Source organism: Priestia abyssalis, assembly GCF_002019595.1.
Classification (GTDB): Bacteria; Bacillota; Bacilli; order Bacillales; family Bacillaceae_H; genus Bacillus_BA; species Bacillus_BA abyssalis.
On sequence record NZ_KV917369.1, the window covers coordinates 1,695,709 to 1,716,495 of the forward strand.

The 20,787-nt window shown below is 38.6% G+C and carries 19 protein-coding genes and 3 pseudogenes; 14 read left to right on the forward strand and 8 right to left on the reverse strand.

All coding sequences use genetic code 11. The features are described 5' to 3' along the window. Positions 1-10: 10 nt before the first annotated feature. Positions 11-745 carry an NAD(P)H-dependent oxidoreductase gene (locus BK575_RS07875; protein ID WP_078409886.1) on the reverse strand — a complete coding sequence of 245 codons (735 nt, stop codon included), beginning with the start codon at positions 743-745 and terminating at the stop codon, positions 11-13. 179 nt (positions 746-924) lie between these two features. Between BK575_RS07875 and BK575_RS07880 the strand changes: the two genes are divergently transcribed. The 9 genes and pseudogenes from BK575_RS07880 (at position 925) to BK575_RS07920 (ending at position 8,869) form a co-directional block, all read left to right on the forward strand. Next, positions 925-1,680, forward strand: coding sequence for an IclR family transcriptional regulator (locus tag BK575_RS07880; RefSeq protein WP_169907643.1), 756 nt, complete (start codon positions 925-927; stop codon positions 1,678-1,680). Positions 1,681-1,838: 158 nt separating this feature from the next. Beyond that, complete coding sequence (locus BK575_RS07885; protein ID WP_078409888.1) at positions 1,839-2,621, forward strand: HpcH/HpaI aldolase family protein; 783 nt, start codon at positions 1,839-1,841, stop codon at positions 2,619-2,621. A gap of 47 nt (positions 2,622-2,668) precedes the next feature. Then, a complete protein-coding gene (locus tag BK575_RS07890) occupies positions 2,669-3,571 on the forward strand; it encodes a cupin domain-containing protein (RefSeq protein WP_078409889.1) in 903 nt (300 codons plus the stop codon). A gap of 67 nt (positions 3,572-3,638) precedes the next feature. Beyond that, positions 3,639-4,532, forward strand: a complete 894-nt coding sequence (locus tag BK575_RS07895; protein WP_235867335.1) for a DUF6282 family protein — start codon at positions 3,639-3,641, stop codon at positions 4,530-4,532. Positions 4,533-4,801: 269 nt separating this feature from the next. Further along, complete coding sequence (locus BK575_RS07900) at positions 4,802-6,166, forward strand: MFS transporter (protein WP_078409891.1); 1,365 nt, start codon at positions 4,802-4,804, stop codon at positions 6,164-6,166. 144 nt (positions 6,167-6,310) lie between these two features. Further along, entirely contained in the window at positions 6,311-7,171 is an 861-nt protein-coding gene (locus BK575_RS07905) for a beta-keto acid cleavage family enzyme (protein ID WP_078409892.1), read from the forward strand. A gap of 128 nt (positions 7,172-7,299) precedes the next feature. Next, positions 7,300-7,386, forward strand: a complete 87-nt coding sequence (locus tag BK575_RS29555) for a hypothetical protein (RefSeq protein WP_407984368.1) — start codon at positions 7,300-7,302, stop codon at positions 7,384-7,386. Further along, a pseudogene (locus BK575_RS07915) lies at positions 7,358-7,786 on the forward strand (aldehyde dehydrogenase family protein); the annotation flags it as partial. The gene BK575_RS29555 and the pseudogene BK575_RS07915, both read left to right, overlap by 29 nt. A 36-nt stretch (positions 7,787-7,822) precedes the next feature. Then, a complete protein-coding gene (locus tag BK575_RS07920; RefSeq protein WP_078409895.1) occupies positions 7,823-8,869 on the forward strand; it encodes an enoyl-CoA hydratase/isomerase family protein in 1,047 nt (348 codons plus the stop codon). Positions 8,870-9,013: 144 nt separating this feature from the next. On the opposite strand, the pseudogene BK575_RS07925 reads toward BK575_RS07920, so the two are convergent. Continuing rightward, a pseudogene (locus tag BK575_RS07925) lies at positions 9,014-9,306 on the reverse strand (DDE-type integrase/transposase/recombinase); the annotation flags it as partial. A 226-nt stretch (positions 9,307-9,532) separates the two neighbouring features. On the opposite strand from BK575_RS07925, the gene BK575_RS07930 reads away from it, so the two are divergent. Continuing rightward, positions 9,533-10,144, forward strand: coding sequence for a recombinase family protein (locus BK575_RS07930; RefSeq protein ID WP_078409896.1), 612 nt, complete (start codon positions 9,533-9,535; stop codon positions 10,142-10,144). A 110-nt stretch (positions 10,145-10,254) separates the two neighbouring features. Here BK575_RS07930 and BK575_RS07935 read toward each other — a convergent pair whose 3' ends face one another. Beyond that, a complete protein-coding gene (locus BK575_RS07935) occupies positions 10,255-10,707 on the reverse strand; it encodes an OsmC family protein (RefSeq protein ID WP_078409897.1) in 453 nt (150 codons plus the stop codon). A 217-nt stretch (positions 10,708-10,924) separates the two neighbouring features. Between BK575_RS07935 and BK575_RS07940 the strand changes: the two genes are divergently transcribed. Further along, positions 10,925-11,821 (forward strand): Rpn family recombination-promoting nuclease/putative transposase, encoded by an 897-nt coding sequence (locus BK575_RS07940; RefSeq protein ID WP_235867336.1) that lies wholly within the window; start codon positions 10,925-10,927, stop codon positions 11,819-11,821. On the opposite strand, the pseudogene BK575_RS07945 reads toward BK575_RS07940, so the two are convergent. Continuing rightward, positions 11,758-12,173: pseudogene (locus BK575_RS07945) on the reverse strand (recombinase family protein); the annotation flags it as partial. The gene BK575_RS07940 and the pseudogene BK575_RS07945 sit on opposite strands and share 64 nt — an antisense overlap. A gap of 351 nt (positions 12,174-12,524) precedes the next feature. Here BK575_RS07945 and BK575_RS07950 point away from each other — a divergent pair. Next, positions 12,525-13,319, forward strand: a complete 795-nt coding sequence (locus tag BK575_RS07950; protein WP_078409898.1) for a putative protein N(5)-glutamine methyltransferase — start codon at positions 12,525-12,527, stop codon at positions 13,317-13,319. 805 nt (positions 13,320-14,124) lie between these two features. Here the strand turns inward: BK575_RS07950 and BK575_RS07955 are convergent. The 4 genes from BK575_RS07955 to BK575_RS07970 are packed head-to-tail and all read right to left on the reverse strand — an operon-like array spanning position 14,125 to position 18,102. Next, on the reverse strand, positions 14,125-15,354 hold the full coding sequence (locus BK575_RS07955) for a DUF6421 family protein (protein ID WP_078409899.1): 1,230 nt from the start codon (positions 15,352-15,354) through the stop codon (positions 14,125-14,127). Positions 15,355-15,368: 14 nt separating this feature from the next. Then, positions 15,369-15,932, reverse strand: coding sequence for a hypothetical protein (locus BK575_RS07960; protein WP_078409900.1), 564 nt, complete (start codon positions 15,930-15,932; stop codon positions 15,369-15,371). 9 nt (positions 15,933-15,941) lie between these two features. After that, the gene (locus BK575_RS07965; protein WP_078409901.1) at positions 15,942-17,207 is read right to left on the reverse strand and encodes an ATP-grasp domain-containing protein; all 1,266 of its coding nucleotides are present in this window, start codon (positions 17,205-17,207) and stop codon (positions 15,942-15,944) included. Beyond that, on the reverse strand, positions 17,164-18,102 hold the full coding sequence (locus BK575_RS07970) for a DMT family transporter (protein WP_078409902.1): 939 nt from the start codon (positions 18,100-18,102) through the stop codon (positions 17,164-17,166). Before BK575_RS07970 ends, BK575_RS07965 begins: the two co-directional genes overlap by 44 nt. Before the next feature lie 432 nt (positions 18,103-18,534). On the opposite strand from BK575_RS07970, the gene istA reads away from it, so the two are divergent. Together istA and istB are read left to right on the forward strand one after the other, a co-directional pair. After that, complete coding sequence (gene istA, locus BK575_RS07975; RefSeq protein WP_139367992.1) at positions 18,535-20,034, forward strand: IS21 family transposase; 1,500 nt, start codon at positions 18,535-18,537, stop codon at positions 20,032-20,034. Continuing rightward, a complete protein-coding gene (gene istB / locus BK575_RS07980; protein ID WP_078409903.1) occupies positions 20,034-20,771 on the forward strand; it encodes an IS21-like element helper ATPase IstB in 738 nt (245 codons plus the stop codon). The genes istA and istB overlap by 1 nt, the downstream gene beginning before the upstream one ends. Positions 20,772-20,787 lie beyond the last annotated feature (16 nt).

A 20,787-nucleotide genomic window follows, 5' to 3' on the forward strand; every position in this document is an offset into this window, starting at 1 on the left:
TCAGATGAATCTACCGTGGGATGGACCATCCCTGTTCTTCGCTGATCACTCTGTTTCTCTTTTGGATGTCTTTGGCTTGTTCTAAACGGTCCTGCCAGGAAGCGTCAGTCACAATAGAGCGTAGTTGTACCGCCCAATTTTGAAGATAAGCTTTACGAGCATCATCATCTAGCCGTGGAGTAGCATAGGCAACGAAGGGTTCCATCACTTCTAGTCCAATGTACTCCAACATACAACGTTGAGTCGGATACAAAACATCCTCTATCGACCCGTAGGTTCCTTCAGAAGAGAATCGTTTCCCCGAACCTCCGGTTGTTAAACACAAAATTCCCCGCTTCCCAAAGAAATAACCTTGTTCATATCGTTTCCCATCGGAATAGGCAATACCGTAAGCAAGAACTCGCTCAAACCATCCCTTCATAATGGCGGGCATTCCACCCCACCAAATAGGGAATACAAATACCATTAGGTTAGCTTTCAGTAATCGTTCCTGTTCACGGGTGAGTTCGGTTGAAAAGCCTTTATTCTTGCTTGCATAAAGCTGTTCAGTTTGATAGTGAAATCGACTTGGGTCAGCTATGGTTGTGAAATCATGTCTGCCGGCAACTGGGTTAAAACCATCAGCATATAAGTCGGACAGTTCGACCGAATGACCTAAGGCCTCTAAGGTCTCCACTGCCGTATCTTTCAGTGCCGCTGTGAAAGAAGTGGGCTCTGGGTGGGCATAAACGATTAAAACATTCATGTCAGGGTTCCTCCGTAAACAATATTTAATTTACTATAGACCGAGTACACTTCTATCGCGATGAAAGTTAAAACAGTAGTTTTCTGACATTTACTCAGACTATAGTTTAATATTATAATTATCTTATAAAGTTTCGCAATATGAATTTTAAATTTTCAAAATATGAAAGGATGAAGTGGGTGTCCCAATCATTTAAACGCGGTGTGATGATTTTAGATTTATTTTCAGCAGAACGACCGGTCCTTACGTTAGATGAGATCGCCGCTGAAGTTCAGATTTCTCCTATCACAGCCTATCGATATGTCAAAGTGTTATCTGAAGCTGGGATTCTGATATTGGACGAAAGACGAGTATATTTATCCGCCAAGATTCTTCGATTTGTGAATTTGTTTTGGCAACAAGACCATTTGGCCGCTCTTGCCAAAGAGTCGATTTCTATCCTTGCTCATGAGCTGAACGAAACGATCGCCTTGTGTAAACTGGAAGCCAATGATGTCGTTTGTATCTATGCCGTAGAAAGCTCATTGACTTTGCGTACAACGTTTTCTATTGGTGAACGCATGCCTATATACTCGGGGGCATTTTCTCGAACGATTGCAGCCTTTTTACCAGAAAGAGAGTTGAAGTCCATTATCCAACATACAAAGTGGATTCCGCATACAGAAAGTACGATCGTTGATAGTCATGAATTTCATCTGCGGCTGGATAGAATTCGGCAGGACGGTTATGACATCAGTAATGGAGAGGTGGAGTCGGGAGTAGTGGCACTTGCGGTTCCTATTCTGGTATCTGGACAGATTAAGGGCAGTTTGGGATTAGCGATACCAAGCGTTCGTTATTCACCGGACGAAACGACATCTATTATAGGTCGCATGCAAGAAGTGTCTCAACACATTTCGAAAGAGCTAGAGAAGCATGAGTTACTTAATAAATAATGCATCTGAATATAGAAATTTAAACCCGCTCTATTTTTTAGTAGCGGGTTTAAATTTTAATTTCACATATTGAAATTTTAAATTTCATATTGCAAAATTTTGAAGAAAATGGTAAGATTTTTTCGAAAAGTTAATAAACAATCCAAGGAGGTTAAAGCATGAGAAGAACGGATTTAAAGCAAAAATTGGAATTGGGTCCATGCTTTGGTACTTTTCTTAAATTGCCGCGCCCGGAAATTGTAGATATCTTGGCACTTGCTGGGTTTGACTTTGTCGTCTGTGATATGGAGCATGCTCAAGTCACAGAAGGAGAGGCTCGGGAGGTAATCCGAGCATGCGTCGCAGCCGATCTGCCGGTGGTAGTGCGTTTGCCGGAACCGGTTCAGGGGTTAGTTAATCGACTTCTGGAAGCGGGAGCAACCGGTATTCAGATGCCTCGATTAAAAAGTGGAATGGATACGAGTAGGTTACATAGCATGATGCATTTTCCGCCATTTGGAACAAGGTCGTTTGGAAACGCTAACATTCCTGGCGGATATGGTTCCGTTCCCATTCCACAGTATTTAGAACAGGAAAGCGCACGTGTGCTCACCATTGGGCAATTCGAAACTAGGGAAATGGAACAACCGTGTGAACCTATGTTCGACGGTCTGGATGTGGCTTTCATCGGGCCGATGGACTTGAGTATCGATTTGGGGGTACCTGGAAATTTTAATGATCCTGCCGTACAACGCAGAATTATTGAAATTGAGAAGGCAGCGGCCAAAACTGGAACCATCATGGGAGCCTTCGCCGGTACTATGGAGGAAGTGCAACGGTATTTGCGGGCAGGTTATCGTTACCTTGCAGTGAGTGGAGATATCTCTCTTTTTTCAAAGGGAGCGAAATCCTTGATTTCACAGCTACGTGAAACCTATGAAGAATCTTTAACGCACAAGTAATGTCTGTAAGAATTATTGACTAATTTTTCATCTAATGGAGGTAGATTATGTTTGACAAGAACGACCCGCGTACAAAGTTAAGCAGTCAAGCCCAAGCGACAAAATCGAAGCCGATCAAATTTACTGAAGCTAAATATGGGAAGTTTTACGAGTTGCCCCCCATGGAATCTGATGAAACAACAAAAACTTGGTGGTTTAGGGGACAAAATTTCTATATTGCCTACTCCGAGGTATTGGAAGGTGGGAAATTAAGTCGGGAAAAGCAACAGGATGAATATGTTCTTTTACTTCCGGAACGGAACAGCCGTGCGGTTGTTTCGTTCGGTGAGAAAGAGACTCCTGTGGATGGCTATAGCCTCGTCATTATTCCCGCAGGGGAGAGTGAGGTAAAAATGAGCCGTGGTGGAAAAGTGGTTCGGCTCTTTAGTACGGTGAATGAGGATCTCGCTGACTTGCCCATCAATAAGTCTACTTATGAAGAAAACGATCCGAACGTGGCTTTGTTTGAGCCCTGGCCAGATCCGCCGACCGGACCGAAAGTCCGGGTGTATAGCCTCGATGTACCCAAAAAAGAAGGAAGGTTCGGACGCATCTGGCGTTGCTCTACATTTATGGTAAACTACCTGGAACCGAATGACGGACCACGGGATCCTTCCAAACTATCCCCGCATTCCCATGACGATTTTGAACAATGTTCCCTAGCGTTGGAAGGGGAGTTTGTGCACCATCTTCGCTGGCCTTGGACAACAGATATGGCTCAATGGCGGGAAGATCAGCATGAAACATGTGGAAGTCCGTCCGTTGCTGTTATTCCCGCAGGAGTGATCCACACCACGCAGGCCATGGACTTGGGAATCAATCAGCTGGTTGACATCTTTTGCCCGCCACGCGAAGATTTTTCCAAACAGAATGGATGGGTTTTAAACGAAGATGAATATCCCATGCCTTAGTATTGATTTCAAACATACATGCAAAAGCATTAGTCGGTTTCTAATAAAGTTATAGTTGGGAGAGATAATGATGTACGAAGAACTGCTTCAAGGCGCTTATGATCTACATGTTCATACAGGTCCAGATATTAGCCAAAGGAAACTCGATGACTTGGAGTATGCGGAACGTACCCGAAAGCTCGGGATGAAGGGGTTTGGGATAAAATCGCACTACTTTTGTTCAGCGGAAAGGGCAAGGTTAGTAAAGAAGTTATATCCGGATGTAAACCCAATCGGAGCGATCACATTAAATAACTCAGTAGGAGGGATTAATCCATCTGCTGTCGAGATGGCCGCTCGAGATGGGGCAAAAATTGTTTGGATGCCGACGTTCGATGCAGCCAATGAGATTCAATATATGTTTAGTCAAACGGGGTATTCAGAATTACCGCCTTGGGCGAAAGTGCAGATGGAACGTAAAGAACAAGGGAAAAGTCAACTGGGCATCAGCATCCTGGAGGATGGAAACCTTACAACACAAACTCGAGAGGTGCTTGATTTAATTGCAGAATACAAGCTGATCCTGGCAACTGGCCATTTAGGTAAACAAGAGATCTATGCACTGGCCAAAGCGGCAAAGGAACATAACATTAAAAAGGTACTCGTGACTCACCCGACTTTTTCATCCATTGCTTTTACGAAAGAGGAACAAAAGGAACTGGCTCAATTAGGGGCTATCATGGATCAGTGTTTTGGCTGTATTAGTCCTGAATATGGCATTACATGGGAGGAACTGTACCCTCAAATAAGATTTGTAGGACCAGAGAATTGTATCCTTTCCTCCGATCTTGGCCAGACCAATAACCCGTATCCTGATGAGGGGCTTCTTACCTTTGTTACCAATCTAATGGAGAACGGTTTTTCTCAAGAAGAAGTGAAGAGAATGACTGCTCAAAATACATCATTCCTAGTTGAGGATTAAAAGTCTAATATGTAAACTGCACATACAACAAATGTTTGATGAACAAATTATACTCGAAAATGGAAACGCGTACAATGCTGAAGAGTTCTAATGTTCTTGAAGGCGGTGTTTTTAAAGGGAGATCTATGCTACAAGTGAGATGGACTCTTCACTTCTTTGTAGAAACGCCTATAGAGGAAACGAAATGCGTCGAAGCTAGATTATGAGATATAAATTTAAGCATGAAGGCAAGTTCCGTTATGTTATTTCAACCTATGAGGGGTGTTTAAATGAGCCAAGTAAAATACCAAGCTACCCGATTAAATCCAGAAGGGAAGAAAGCGCTGTTCGGTGCCTATATCGGGTTCACAATTGACATGATTGATGTCTATCTACCTATCATTGCTTTGGCACCGGCCATGATTTACTTTCAACCGGAAGATATATCTCCTACAGCCTCTATCACTATTTATTATGTGTTGTTTGTACTCTCATTAATTGGCCGTCCTTTAGGTTCGTTTATTTTTGGACATTATGGTGACAAAATCGGTAGAAAAAGAACCCTTTTGATTACATTAGCAGGACTTACTGTTTCAACATTTTTAATGGCCTTACTGCCTGGATATAGTACATGGGGGCTTTGGGGAATTATAATATTCGGAATATTAAGATTTTTATCAGGTATTTTCATGGGTGGAGAATACACAGCTGCTAATCCGCTTGCGATGGAATATTCTCCGCCTAACAAAAGAGGGTTATTTGGGGCGATGATTAACGCAGGTGGTCCAACAGGACTTCTATTTGTTTCACTCATTACAACTTTACTTCTTTCAATATTACCTTCTGGTGATGCCAATTCCGTGTATTCCGTATGGGGTTGGAGGATTCCTTTTGTACTATCAGCATTATTTTCTTTAGGATTATTCATTTACTATGCTCGTAAAGTTGAGGAATCAAAAGTATGGAAAGAAAATGCAAGTAAAACTTCAAATAGTGATCAAAGTCCGTTAAAAGATTTATTTACAGGGGAAAACTTTAAGAATTTAAAGCAAGTTTTCGTCTTGATGACTGGGGTTTGGTTTATACTAAACGCGGTGGTTTCTTCTCTGCCTGGTATATTAAAGGTACTAGATGTAGAAATACAGCAAATTACTAATACGCAATTAGTTGCAAATGCTTTATGTATACCTATGTATATCCTTGCAGGCTATCTTAGTCAAAAGTTGGGTAGAAGAACCATGTTGTCGTTCTTCGGTATAGTATGTTTTACCATTACACCCATCCTGTATTTCTGGTTATTAAGTAACGGTTATAAAAATTCTGCTCTACTAATCGTGCTAGTTACCATAATCAACATTCTAGCACAATCTATATATGGAATATTGACTTCGTATCTGGCCGAACGTTTTCAAACAGGGGTCAGAGCTTCAGGATATGGAATTGGTTATAGTCTCGCAATCGTAATTCCATCGTTTACACCATTCTTTATGTTGGCATTAGGTAACATTATGCCTTATGTATACACTCCTATTGTGATTTTGGTTATCGGAGGAGTGTTTACAACCATTGGAGCATTGATCGGACCTGAAACTAAAGACATCGTATTTACTAATTCAAAGCAGAATCAATCCGATACGGTATTGGCTGCAAAATGAAATAAATAGACTAAACCTATTTTAGCAAAGGTTTTATCATTGGTTTATGAATGTTGACATATAGAGGGGCTATGTAGGAATGAGAATAATCTGAACAACTCTATAAAGCCCCCATATGCATCAAAAAATAGAGGAGGCAAGATCATGGAAAAATTAATGATTACGGTCGCGCCGACGGGAGGTCAGACAACTCGTCAACATACCCCTTATCTACCTCTTTCTCCAAAGGAAATAGCAGACTCAGTTTATGATGCGTGGATGGCAGGAGCAGCTATAGCACACATCCATGTGAGAGATAAAGAAGGAAATCCTTCCCTTGATTTATCTACCTATACTGAGGTTGTTGATCGGATAAAGGATAAGTGTGATATCATTTTGAACTTAACGACCGCTGGTGGAACAGATATGAATGATGAAGATCGGATTCGGGTATGTGAACTGTGTCCTGAGATGGCTACCTTTGATGCTGGATCGACGAATTTTGGATCTGGTGTATTTCTAAATTCGCCTAATTTTCTGGAGCGATTAGCAGGAAAAATGAAAGAGTATCAGATAAAACCAGAAATTGAAATATTCGATGTTGGAATGATCGACAATACTCTACGTATTGCAAAGAAGGGACTCATTGAGGCTCCATTTCATTTTCAATTCGTTTTGGGTGTACAAGGCGGAATGCCGGCAACGACTAAAAATCTACTCTTTTTGACTGAAAGTATCCCAGATGGTTCGACCTGGTCAGCGATAGGAGCAAGTAAAGATCAATTAGCAATCAATACAATGAGTATCGTGATGGGAGGCCATGTCCGGGTAGGAATGGAAGACAGTGTTTATTATCGTAAAGGGGAATTAGCTACATCCAATGCTCAACTTGTTGAAAGAATTGTAAATTTATCTAAAACACTTGGTAGGGAAATCGCTACACCAAATGAAGCAAGGGAAATTTTAGGGTTGAATAAATCAAGAGACATAAAACAGTTAAAGAGTGTAAGCAATTTAAAAAAGTAGGTTGTTAGAAACTAAAGTTTCATCCAGGTTAATTTTCACTAAAAGTAGGTGGCTAAATGTTATTATACCAAGTCTCATATCTGTCTCAGGAGATGTATAATGCTCAGGAGAAAATGGTTGAAATGACTATGAGAAAGGGATTTACTGATCCAGGAGTAGCGAGGACTAGTCAAGAACTTGATAACGGGAGAAATAGAAGGAGCCACGCTTGTTAGAGACGGACGTCTAGACCCTGAGGCAAACGATAAAGGATATTTTGTTGGACCAACGATCTTTGATAACGTGAAACCAGGAATGACGATATGGTTAGATGAAATATTTGCACCGGTTTTATCCGTGGTAAGAGCGGAAAACCTAGAAGAAGCCATCCGAATTACAAATCAATCCGAGTTTGCCAACGGGGCATGCATTTATACGAATAGCGCAAAGGCAATTCGCCAATTCAGAGAAGAAATAGATGCATGCATGTTGGGAGCCAATCTTGGTGTTACGGCAACTATGGCCTTCTTTCCTTTCTCAGGATATAAAAAATCGTTCTATGGCGATCTTCATGCGAATGGACGAGATGGGGTTGAGTTCTACACCCGAAAAAAGATGTTAACGGCTCTTTATTAATCGACCAATATTCTTACTTCAAAGGGGGTTCATCAAATGGAGTCTAACGTTATATCTTATGTTGACCGAGGGGCGGGATGGTTAAAACTAAACCGTCCTCAGGCACTTAATGCTCTAAATGCAGAAATGGTAGAGAAAATGTATGAAACATTAGATGCGTGGAGAACAGACCCAAGTGTGGCTTTTGTCTGTATTTCAGGCGAAGGAACAAAAGGATTGTGTGCTGGAGGAGATATGCGATTCTTCTATGATCACCGCAACTCTAATGTAGAAGAGTGCGCCCGTCGTTTCTTTACCACGGAATATCAGGTGGATCTGATGATTCATGAATACCCTAAACCGATTGTTGTTTATATGGACGGAATCGTCATGGGGGGAGGGGTAGGGCTATCTGTCGGGGCAAGTGAAAGGATTGTCACGGAAAGAACCAAATGGGCCATGCCTGAAATGAGTATTGGCTTTTTCCCGGATGTAGGGGCGAGTTACTTTCTCAATCAAATGCCAGGTCATGTCGGACGTTATCTTGCGCTTACTGGAGAAACCATACTGACAGCCGATGTCCTTTATGTAGGTGCAGCGAATCGTTACATGGAAAGCAATCGTTGGGAGGAATTCATCCAAGAGATCCAAAAGACTAATTGGAACTTGGACAAGGCGAGCAAACAAATGGGTGATATACTAGATGCCTTTTGCTCTACCCTAGAGGATGAATCGCCCATATCCCTGCTTCAATCCAAAATCGATAAGCACTTTGCTTATGAAACAGTGGAAGAAATTGTCGCTTCATTAGGCAAAGCAGCTGAGTCAGGAGATGATTGGGCAGCAAAAACTAGATCAACGATCCAATCTAAATCTCCAACTTCATTGAAAGTGACTTTACGCCAATTACAGAAGGGAAAGAACCAGTCCCTACTTTCTTGTTTTAATATGGAACTTGCCTTAAGTATGAACTTTATGAAAAATTATAGTTTCTACGAAGGAGTTCGGGCGGTATTGGTAGATAAGGATCGAAAACCTAATTGGAAGCCGAATTCATTAGCAGATGTACGAGAAGAGGAAGTGGAACGCTTTTTCTACTACTAAATCATATATTTGAATCAAATTTTTTGATTTTGTTGAGTTAATGGAGAAATCTAAAGTGATTCAAAATATTGTTTTTTCAACAATTTTAACCGAGCTCATCCGAAAGGTAATATCCACGAATCTGAAAGCGTGGGATCGGAAGAGTTAAACTGCTCCATTTATGCTTGGAGGTATCATGATGGTAAGAAAAAATGTCGGCATTTGGGCGGATTTCACCTTCTGGTGAACCTGCTTCTTTTTAATCATATGCATCGCTTCTATTCTCTCAGTATGTAAGTGGCTGTACAAAATGATTTGAATACTAACATAGAACGAACACGTTTCTTGATAAAAAAGTTATCTCGTTGCACGATATTATTTAAATAGTTCCTTTGTTTGATTTGCATGCCTGATGGCATGCTTTTTTCTTTCCTTAATTCTTCAACTGCTAAAGGGTAAAGCGCATGCCCATCAAGCTAACATGGGCATGCGGTAAACTTCATTGAAACTTGTGCTGTTCGTAAAAGTACACTTTTATGAACGGTTCTTTTTTGCCCAAAAACCACCATTTTTTACGTTCGTTTAAGTCCGAAAAAATTTTATGAACGTCCGTGATTTTTCAATCACTTTTACGAACGTTTTTGGTAGAATAAGAGATAGAATGAGCAGGAAAGGGAGTAAAAAATGGACGTTCGGAAATTTGGGTACATACGAGTTAGCAGCAAAGATCAAAATGAAGGTCGGCAACTTGAAGCTATGAAAAAAATGGGAGTTGACCAACGGGACACTTTTACGGATAAACAAAGTGGAAAAGATTTTGAACGTGCTCAGTATCAATTGCTTAAAAGAATTATTCGTAAAGGCGATATTCTTTATATCCATTCACTTGATCGCTTTGGAAGGAACAAAGAAGAGATTCTTCATGAGTGGAATGACATTACGAAAAATATTCAGGCGGACATCGTGGTTTTGGATATGCCGTTGTTGGATACCACTCAATTTAAAGATAGTCTTGGTACCTTCATTGCAGATTTGGTTCTACAGATCCTTTCTTGGATGCCAGAGGAAGAACGAGAACGAATTCGAAAAAGGCAACGTGAAGGAATTGACGTGGCTTTGCAAAACGGTGCAGCTTTTGGCCGGCCAAAAGCTCAGGTAACAGATGAGTTTAAAGAAGTATACCATCGATGGAAAGCAGGGGAGATGACAGCTGTGAAGGCCATGAAGGAAATAGGCCTAAAAAAGACGACCTTTTATAAACTTGCTAGGGAGTATGAAGAAGGAGCACAAAAATAAATATATATAATAAGAAGAAACTCGTCAAAAAATTAGCATCTGCCGGTGAGCAGATGCTTTATAATCTCTCTGTGATGTGGTTTTTATTAGCTTCTTTAATTGCATATAGATTATTCAGAAGCAATTTTAACGGTTGTTTGTAATTGAATTTCTACATTGCCTTGAATTGCTCGGCTAATCATACAGGAGTTTTCTGCTTTCTCAGCAAGTCTATGTGCCAATTTTTTCTCTCGGTCGGAGGCATTTTGTTTCAATACAATTTCAGGACGATGGATAATTTTCTTATACGTAATGATGCCTTTGGTCACATCGACGATTCCTTCAGATGTCATCGTTAAACCAGCCTTATCCAACTGACTGCGTTCCATCATAGCAGCTAGAGTAATGATATAACAGGTTGCTGCTGCGCCAAGAAGCATTTCGTCTGGATTGGTCCCTATACCGGGACCATCCATTTCTGATGGAATAGAGATTTTTGTTATTAAGTTGCCGGTTTCGATTTCTCCTACATCATTACGTAATCCAGGCCAGGTTGCTTTTAAATGAAAACGATGTTCTGCCATTTTTCTTCCTCCTTACATTTGTATCTTTTAGTGTAAAGTATTTAAATAAGAAAGATAACTAAAATGTTTGTTACATTAATCTAAAGGAGAATAATTCGTTCGGTATTTTGGCACCAGAATCTTATTTCTCCGTTTATGCGAAAAGGGCGATTTGCATCCAAATCAGCTTATCTTGTAAAATAATAATAAGGAAAAGAAAGACAGGGAGAGGAAATCCATGTCCACTAAATTAGTCAATTTACGAATTGATTTTGCTTTTAAGCAGTTATTTGGAACGAAAGGGAATGAAGAGATTTTAACTGGCTTTCTCAATGCCATTTTAGAAGAATCTTTAGATGCACCCATTACATCTCTACAATTGGAAGATCCACACCTTCATAAAGCTTACGAAGATGATAAATTATCTATTTTAGATTTATTAGCAACATTAGATAACGGAACGCAAGTGAATATAGAGATTCAACTTCGTAATACGCATGATATGGTGAAGCGATCTTTATACTATTGGAGCAAACTCTATACATCCCAAATGCAAGAAGGGATGCCGTATCGTTCACTTCGAAAAACAATCACGATTAACTTATTGGATTTCATGTTATTTTCTAATGAAGAATCATTTCATACGATCGGGCAATTATGGAATACGAAAACGCAGCAAGTATTAAGTGATGACGTTGAAATTCATTTTGTAGAGATTCCAAAGCTTGTGAAACAGTGGCGCGAAGAAAAAGTGAATCCGTGGGAAAGTGCATTTGTTCGTTGGATGCTATTATTACCGGCACATGAAGACGAACATTTAACTCAAATATTGGAGGAGATTGCGATGAATCAAGATCCAATTTTGCAAAAAGCAATGAATAAATGGGAACATATGAGTCATGACTCTTCTTTCCGCCTTGCATATGAAGCACGTGAAAAACTTTTACTCGATGAACAAGCTAAGTTGGCTCATGCTCGTGAAGAAGGCGTTGAACAAGGAAAAATCGAATTAATTCGTGGTATGCATAAGAATGGTATGCCGTTAAAAGACATCGCAAAGCTTTTTGTTATTGGCCTTCCACCTAACCGTCCTCTTGCTCTTGCAGTCGCGCGGCCGGCCGCAGAACGTTCTTGAATAAGGTTTCGTTCAAATTCTGCAAACGCTGCAAATAGATGAAACATTAACTGACCAGTTGCACTTGATTTATCCATCGTAATGTTTTCCTGAAGACTATGAAAGCTAATTCCTCTTTCATTTAGATTATTGACAATTTGGATGAGATGCTCATATTACGACCTAATCTGCCCAGTCTCCAGACAACTAGTGTATCTCCAGAACGCACAAAACGAAGAGCCTCTTCTAACCCTATCCGTTTATCTTTTGCTCCACTTACCTTATCTGTAAATATTTCATGACTATGTAATGCATCCATCTGCAAATCTAAATTTTGACCAGATATTGATACACGGGCGTATCCTACTCTCATTTCTATCCATCCTTTACCATATGTATCTCCCTATAATTGTAATATAACTTAAGTTTAGGGAGATTATCTGAACATAAATTTATGAACAGATTTTTTGGACATATTTACAGGGGAAAATCTACGAAACTAAGAATGAAATTCATCTGTCCAGAAAATAGTGACTTTCTGAACACTGTATGTCGGTAATAATCCGTGTACAGAAAGTTTAAGGAGATAGATCATGTCTTATTCGTTATTCAACAAACAGGCCATTTTCTTGAAGAAAGGATATTTCCAATTTTTAACGAATACAGAATTAAAATAAACTTATCAAAAGTGGTGAGATAGATAGGAAAAAAAATTAATTTCTTTTTGGACTGTAAAACGGAAAAACATATTATTAACAGACTTCGAAGCGCTGGTTGTGTTTTCGCAGAAGATGAGACCCGATTAATTATCTCAGAGGCACGGACTCCAGAGGACCTCAATAAAATGGTGGAAATGCGAGCTAACGGTTTACCTCTTGAATACGTTGTTGGATGCACAGAGTTCTGTGGTCTACGGATAGAAGTGGATCATGGCGTTTTCGTTCCACGCAAGCGTACCGAGTTTCTTGTTCACCAGGCAGAAGCCCTGTCGTCATGTTCTGGTGATATCGTCGTTGACCTATGTTGTGGGTCAGGTGCTGTGGGTGTAGCACTGGCCGCAGCTTTGGGACGGGTTGTGTTGTACTCTGTTGACATTGACCCTGTTGCAGTACGATGTGCTGAACGCAACGTAACGATTTTCGATGGTCACGTTTTTGAAGGTGACCTGTATAAGGCCTTACCCGACTCACTTAAAGGCCATGTGAACATCCTAGTAGCAAATGTACCTTACGTTCCCACCAAGGCAATCAAGCTACTTCCCCAGGAGGCTCGCCTATATGAACCGAAGGTGGCGCTTGACGGAGGAGAGGATGGACTTGACATTCAGCGAAGAGTAGCAGAAGAAGCATTACTTTGGCTAGCACCGGGAGGACATCTTTTGATAGAAACGAGCGAAATGCAGACACCTCAAACCTTTGAAATCTTTGATAGTGTTGGGTTGACTACGAAAGTGATCAGAGACGAGGAACTGGATGCTACTGTCGTTATCGGATCAAATTTTAGCTTTCAGGGTAAATAAGCAGTTAGTTCTAATAAAATGATAATTTCTTGGCACTGTACTAATAACCAAAATTTCCCTATTCCAGAATAGGGCTCTATTGTTGAACAACACAGGTAGAAAATGATCAAACTTTTTTATAAACCAGCAATTGGGCCTTATACTATTTTCGTTTAAAAAGGTGTGTCAAAAATATAAACGTTTATAAAATAATTTTACCACCTTTTTAAACTTGATTTTACTGAGTTTGATAGCTTCATAGGTTTCGTTTACAAAGGTATATCTTTGCAAACGAAATAATCAAATGACCCTGACAGAGGTGACATATAATTTCTAATAAATTACGACAAATAAAAAAGAAAGTCACAGTAAAAGGGCGCAGCTTTTGGCCAACCAAAAGCTGAGGTAATAGACGAGTTTAAAGAAGTGTATTATCGATGGAAAGCAAGAGAGGTGACAGCTGTTAAGGCTATGCAGGAAGTAGGTCTAAAAAAGACGACCTTTTATACACTTGTCAGGGAGTATGAAGAGGTAGCACAAGAATAAGACCTATATAATAGGAAGAAACTCGTCAAAAAATTAGCATCTGCCGATGTGAGCAGATGCTTTTTTAACAAAGGGGGGAATACATGCTCTGATGCAAAAAGAATCAGGCAGACAAACAAACTATTATAAATATTACCTACTCTATGAGAGGTTTTTATTCATAATAAAAAATTGACACCGAATTTTCATGGTATAAAAACCGGAAATGGTCAGTGTCAACCTTATATTTTTATTTGTATTTTAACAAAATTCAAAATTTGCACCAGAACCCTAAATTTGCTTAATTACTAAACTTTATATAGGGTATTTCAATATTTAGATTGTCACGATAAATAAAATAGTTATCAGGAATTAAAAACTTATCATCTCCGTTATTCGCAGGAAGTAAATGTTTTCTTACATACTGTTCAGCATGTTTTTTGTACTCCAAGTCGTTCTTAATTGTTTCAAGCTCTTCAATTTCCAGTATGAGTTTCTTTAAATCTTGGATACACAATTGTAAGTTTAGACTAACATGCCCTTTGTTTTTTTGGATTGATTGACTGTTTTTCATTAACCAACTAAATAGAAAGAATCCTGTTCCAGAATCAAAATTTCGAGTAGCATTATGCTGACTAGGGTATCTTAAAAGACGCTCAAATAAAATAAATTCAATAATTTCTTCCCAATAAGGATACTTACGCTCATGTAGAGTTATAATCGATTGGCAATCTACTTTTATTTCTTCCAATATTCCAGCAAAGAAATTCATTTTTGCTGGAATATGTTGATCAAACGGTTTTTTACCGCAATGATGATAATAGTCGTGTAAATATCCCCATATGACTCTTGCTTCATAAGTGCTTTTTTCATTCATATTTTCAGATTTAAATTTCAAGTCCTTAAAAATTGTTTTGGCCCGTTTTAATGTATCTTTATGGTAGATTCGATGAAATTTATTAAAAAAGAATATAGCAAATGCTTGACTTGTTACTTTTTTTCTCGTCTGTACATTTTCAGGAAAGAAGACAATGCATTTTTCTTCCATGAATCCTTGTGTACCAGTTAAGATTTTTAACGATTGACATCCATTTTTAGGATGAGGTAATTCCTTTTCAATTGGTTTCATAATGTCTGGCTCATCACGAATTGCTAAAAAAGCTTCAAAATAAAAGCCTCTATTGTTCGGCCCATTTGGTGTAATGATAGGTGCAATAAAGAAAGTCATTTCTCCATTTTTTGGAGGACGATAAGCAGCCAGCGTGTGATCAAAGAAAGGTTGTTGGTTTAGCCCACGTTCCAACCAATTTAAAATATCTTGTTCAAATGCTATCCCCACTTCATTTAGATTAAGTTCCTTATAAACTGTTTTAGTTTCTTCCATTAGTTGGATTAGAAGTTCTTTTGCTCGGTTCTCATTTTTTACAATTTGTCCAGTTGGATTCTGGTATTTTCTTAATTCATTCGCCTTTAATACAATGGTGTCCTGTACATTGTTTATTAAATCAATTGTTTTCGTCCTTGTTAACAAAGCTTTAGCCTCCCTTAATCCAACTTTCTTGCATGTATAGTAAAACACATTGGGACTTCACCAAAATCTTTAATAACTAATAATTTATTTTGTTCCGCAGCTTTAATTGTCGTAATGCACACGTCTACTATACCCAATGCACAATCCAATGCAGCTTGAGCATTACTACTTACAAGTTTTACATGGTTACTAAATAACTGAGCAAGCTCTACAGGGGCAGGATGGCAAGCAATCTTCATATTTTTGGAGCAAATTATTTCTTCTCGTGCCGCTAAAACCATATTGTATGTTGGCATAATAAAGCTATCTATCATTTTCAAGCTAGATAAATTTTTGAATACTAAGTCGTGGAGGTAAGGATAAACAGCACAGCCAAGCAAAACTGAATTTTCAGTCTTATTAACATGTGGCAAGGCTTCTTCTAAAGTTTTATGTAAGACAACCTCACCTTTAACTCCTTGGTTTTTAAGCCATAATAAACCGGCTTTTTCGCAGTTAGTTCCTTGAGGACCTAATGTATGGACTATTGTTGTCTTTTTCTTTAACTCTTGAACATAAAGCGCCTCAGTTAGTACCATTTTGACCTCCTAAACGGTGATGTTGTTTTTATAAATAATTTCAATTTCTTCATCTAGTTCCTTGTAAAATTCTTCACAATCTTGATATGAGTCATGGCTGGTTAAAATAAAACCAGGATACCCTGAAAAATGTGGATAAGGCAGGATTTCTGTTCCTTCATTAATAAACTGAAAAATTCTTTTGACCCGCTTATCATCCTTTAGATTTTCTAATCCTTTTATTTTTTCAAAGATACCTGATCCTTTAACCGGAATAATATAGTTACCCGCTACATTTGTAGCGACAATTTTACTTGGTATACTGTCCAATTCTAAAATTCCAAATGCATTTTTAATTGCTAATTTTATATAATTAATACCTGTACTTTCTTTTACAATGTAATGAGAGACGCCCGAACCGCCAATTCTTGCTCCTACTTCAAGTACATAAGGCACTCTGTTCTGGTTGAGACGTAACTCTGTATGAGCAGGCCCATTTTCAATATGTAATGCTTTTACAGCGCGAGTTACCTCTTCCACTATTGCATTCTTCACTTTTTCATCTAATTTGGCTGGAGCAATATATACGCCTTCTTCAAAGAAAGGACCTTTAATATCTCCCTTATATCCTATAGACAGAACGTGGACATCTCCTTGTATTGAAAATGTTTCTATAGCAAATTCCGGACCATCGATGAACTGCTCAATTACTATTCCGTGATTGTCTTGTACAAATTTACTTAAATCATGTTCATTAATTTTTTTAACTTTTTTTATAGCTTCAGAGAGTTCTTCCTTGTTATTAACTCGGATAACACCTTGGCTAGAAAATCCGTTGGCTGGTTTAACAATTAAGGGAAAACAAAAATCTATATCCTCAATGTTTTCATCCAAAGATAATTCATAGAAGATGGGTGTATTAAGTTTGTTCTCTTCTAATATTTTTCTTGTCTTATTTTTGTTGCGGCAATTGCTGATGATAGACGGTGGGAGATAAGGGAGTTTAAGAACTTCTGCTACTTTTGCTACAAAATCCAATGCTGGCTCAAATAAAGTAATAATCCCATCAATAGGGTGCTCCTTGTGTAATTGCTTCACTACTTCAAGAGATTCCTCAGGATTATCAAATAAAGCGATAGGGATATATGTATCTACACCTACGAGATTTTCAGGCCTTGAATCATTATCATCGTAAAAGAAAGTTACGTGAACATCTAAATCTTTTGCTTCTTCGAAGATAAAAGGTAAATGTTTATTTTGACAAATAATTGCTAGATGTTTGTTTGGTTCTTTCAACAGGACTACTCCTTCCGTTCTTTTTTAAATTGATTAAAATGACGCCTGCAAGTACGAATGCTGTTCCAAGGTAGACGTTTTGATGTAATGTTTCATTCAAGAAAAGAAATCCTACATATAACGCTAACACGGGCGAAATGAAGAGATGAGCAGTTGCCTTAGAAATGTGCCAATGTTTTAGCAAGTAGACGTTAATCCAAAATCCTAATACAGACCCAACAACAGCTAAATAGAGTAAGGAGAAGAGACTAATACCAGAAAAAGATCTGTTGCCATCTTCCAAAATCAAGCTCGATAGCAATAAAATGGTGCCACCACTGAACATGGATAAAGAATTAAATGTCAAGATGGGAAGTGTCTTAATTTTTTGCTGTACTTGTACAGTAATAAAGGCAGAACCGAACATAGCCACCAAAACAATAGCCATAGCAATTAACTCCATAGCATTTACTTTAATGAAAAGCTGGTGTCCGAACACATAAATGATGCCGAACAACGATAATACCACTCCAATTTTTTGTCCTTTAGATGGAGGGGTCCCCCTAAACACTCTATTAACTAGCAAAGCAAAAACAGAAATGTTAGCTGCTAAAATAGAAATCATGCCGCTAGGCAGGTAAAGAGAAGCCCAATAAACAGAACCAAATGGTATAGAAAAATACATAAGTCCATTTAAAACAGAAATAATAAGTACTCCCTTTGAAAAGGAAAACTGTTTTCTTATAAAAAGGTAACTGGCAATTAGTAAACTGGCAATTAAAAATCGCATACCAGCTGACCAGAAAGGGAGACTACCTTGTAAGCCTGTTTTCTGAAAAGCCCATGTTGTCCCTCCTATGATACATAGAAGTGTAAAAAGAAAATAAATATGATAACGTGAAAATTTTGAAGTCATAACATTCCTCTTTTGTTTTAATTGATATTTTTTACCTCCTATTAAAAATCCTGGGTTTATGTTACAACAATTAACCAAATTTAGTCAATTAAATTATGGAAAATTAACAAAATTAAAGAAAGTTTAAAAATTAAATTATTTTGTAGTAAAGTAGTTTTTAAATCTTTTAACTTACAGATTTTCCGAGTGAGAAAGCCTATTGGCTTTATGCATGGGATGAAAGGGAGGTCAAATAGAGAGTGTTTTTTGGCACATTAACGATTCGTTTTTTATATAATAAATGGTTTTAATTTGTTTATTGCAAAATAAAGGTACAGAGTTCTGCAGGAAAAATGTGCAGAACATAACTGCATAAAAAAAGGCTTGCCAGCCCTCTTACTAACCCCTACTGTTTTGATTGTGCAGATCTTAACAGTGGGAGGAAATGAAAGGATGCTAGCAATGCCTGAAATTAATTATATCAAACATCTAAGGGAAAACGAAGATTTATCCATTACCGAAATTGTTAGACGGACAGGGGAAAACTGGAGAACAATAAAGAAATATGCCGATGGCGAAGTTCCCTATCAAACTCTTACCTTTAACAAAAGGGGAATGATGTATGAAGAAGGATTCGGTGAGATTATAGATTATTGGCTTGAGGAAGACATAAAACTCAAGAAAAAAGACAGAAGAACAAACAAGAAGATGTTTGAACAACTCAGGGATGAATATAGCTTCAGAGGGTCCTATCGGACTGTGTGTGAGTACATTCAACATAGAAGACCAGCGATTAAAGAAGAAAAAATGACAAGATATGAACGACTAGAACACCCTCCGGGTGAAGCACAAGTGGATTTTGGAAATATGACGGTTGTGAAGGATGGTGCATATAAAGACATCAAGACACTAGTTTTAAGCTTCCCTTACAGCAATGCAGGATTTGCTTATCCTCTTCCAGCCGAAAACTCAGAATGTTTTCTTGAAGGACTGAAACAGCTATTTAAACAAGCTGGCGGTGTACCTACACATTTACGAATTGACAACCTTACAGCTGCCGTTGTGGCTATCGGCAAAGGAGATAAAAGAACCTATACGGATTCTTTCCTACGCTTCCAGTCCCATTATGGTTTTGAAGTTCAAGCGTGTAACCCCGCAAGTGGACATGAAAAAGGCAACGTAGAAAAGAAAGTCGATTACACAAGAAATAACCTTTTTGTTACACCGCCAGAAATGGAGGATTTTTCTCAACTGGCAAACTGGCTGCAGGTGAAGATGCAGGAAGACCAGAATCGTGTGCATTATGAAAAAGGAGTGGATATTAAGGAACTTTGGGCAGAAGACCAAAAACAATTAAAAGTATTGCCAATTAGTGATCTTCCCATCTATTCAGTTCACTCTTGCAGCATCAATAAATACGGGGAAATAAGTGTCGATGGTGAGAAATTCACTATCTATAAAGGGAAGATTAAACATTCGTTAGTCATAAAAAAAGAATGGAACTCCTTTACCTGCTTTACAAGTGATGGTGAAATAATCTATGAGGAATCACGACCCTATATGAATACCACAAGAGCTATTCCCTGGAACGATATTTTGGGTGATTGGGAAAGGAAGCCTCGTGCAGTAAAATATTCCAGGTTTTTCAAATACTTACCCGAAAGGGTAAGACTTTATCTTACGATAAAACCCGATGAAATTAAAACAAGAGTAAGAGGCTTAAAGATCTTGTTGGAGAAGCATACTTTGAAAGCTATACATGAACTGTTAGAAGTAGAAAATCATTTTGATAGAGATCCACATGAACTCGGTTATCTCCTTGAAGCTAAGGCAGCAACCTATCCTGAAAAGATAACAGAAACCCACACGCCCCTGGTGCTACTTGATTATGAGACAGATCTTCAAACATACGATAAAAAGCTGTGTCCTAGTTTGGATGGGAGGATTTCCTGATGCCTACGTTAAAAGAAGTTTGTAAGACACTTCACCTTGGTTATATTGCTGAAGCATATGAGGAAATTACATTTGAAGATAAGGAGCAGTTTTTGCGAGATGTCTTACTAAAAGAAATAAATTCTCGGCAAACCATGAAAATCTCTAGACTCATGAAAAAAGCAAAGTTTAGAGAACTTAAATGGTTAAGAGACTATGAATGGACGGAACAGTTGCATCTCCCTTCTACGACCACGAAAGAAGAAATCAGTGATCTTCATTTTTTAAAGGGGAAGCAAAACTTACTCCTCCTCGGTTCCCCAGGGACAGGAAAAACACACCTAGCAACAGCTCTTGGAGTAAAAGCCTGTGAGAAAGGGTATGAGGTACGTTTCTTTCGTGTGGCGGACTTAGTAGGACAATTAGAAGAGGCATTGAAGGAAGGAACCCTACAAAAGTTGAAAAGGCAGATTGAAAAATGTGATTTATTGATATTAGACGAGCTTGGGTATGTGCCTTTCCAAAAACAAGGATCGGAATTATTGTTTCATATAATTGCCGACTGTTATGAACATAAAAGCGTGATTGTGACATCTACCTTGGAATTTGGCCAATGGAACCGTGTGTTTGGCGATAACCGATTGACCTCTGCCCTGGTGGACCGTCTGGTCCACCACGCACACATTGTAGCTTTCACAGGAGAGAGTTATCGACTAAAGAACGCTCTTTCTTCTGTGAAATCACCAGAGGAAATTTAAAGTTAAATCAAGAGCT

What these genes read in the sequence shown, in the direction of transcription:
- BK575_RS07875 (WP_078409886.1), bottom strand. Translation starts at nt 745, where the DNA reads ATGAATGTTTTAATCGTTTATGCCCACCCAGAGCCCACTTCTTTCACA.
- BK575_RS07885 (WP_078409888.1), top strand. Translation starts at nt 1,839, where the DNA reads ATGAGAAGAACGGATTTAAAGCAAAAATTGGAATTGGGTCCATGCTTT.
- BK575_RS07890 (WP_078409889.1), top strand. Translation starts at nt 2,669, where the DNA reads ATGTTTGACAAGAACGACCCGCGTACAAAGTTAAGCAGTCAAGCCCAA.
- BK575_RS07895 (WP_235867335.1), top strand. Translation starts at nt 3,639, where the DNA reads ATGATGTACGAAGAACTGCTTCAAGGCGCTTATGATCTACATGTTCAT.
- BK575_RS07900 (WP_078409891.1), top strand. Translation starts at nt 4,802, where the DNA reads ATGAGCCAAGTAAAATACCAAGCTACCCGATTAAATCCAGAAGGGAAG.
- BK575_RS07905 (WP_078409892.1), top strand. Translation starts at nt 6,311, where the DNA reads ATGGAAAAATTAATGATTACGGTCGCGCCGACGGGAGGTCAGACAACT.
- BK575_RS29555 (WP_407984368.1), top strand. Translation starts at nt 7,300, where the DNA reads ATGAGAAAGGGATTTACTGATCCAGGAGTAGCGAGGACTAGTCAAGAA.
- BK575_RS07920 (WP_078409895.1), top strand. Translation starts at nt 7,823, where the DNA reads ATGGAGTCTAACGTTATATCTTATGTTGACCGAGGGGCGGGATGGTTA.
- BK575_RS07930 (WP_078409896.1), top strand. Translation starts at nt 9,533, where the DNA reads ATGGACGTTCGGAAATTTGGGTACATACGAGTTAGCAGCAAAGATCAA.
- BK575_RS07935 (WP_078409897.1), bottom strand. Translation starts at nt 10,707, where the DNA reads ATGGCAGAACATCGTTTTCATTTAAAAGCAACCTGGCCTGGATTACGT.
- BK575_RS07940 (WP_235867336.1), top strand. Translation starts at nt 10,925, where the DNA reads ATGTCCACTAAATTAGTCAATTTACGAATTGATTTTGCTTTTAAGCAG.
- BK575_RS07960 (WP_078409900.1), bottom strand. Translation starts at nt 15,932, where the DNA reads ATGGTACTAACTGAGGCGCTTTATGTTCAAGAGTTAAAGAAAAAGACA.
- BK575_RS07970 (WP_078409902.1), bottom strand. Translation starts at nt 18,102, where the DNA reads ATGACTTCAAAATTTTCACGTTATCATATTTATTTTCTTTTTACACTT.
- istA (WP_139367992.1), top strand. Translation starts at nt 18,535, where the DNA reads ATGCTAGCAATGCCTGAAATTAATTATATCAAACATCTAAGGGAAAAC.
- istB (WP_078409903.1), top strand. Translation starts at nt 20,034, where the DNA reads ATGCCTACGTTAAAAGAAGTTTGTAAGACACTTCACCTTGGTTATATT.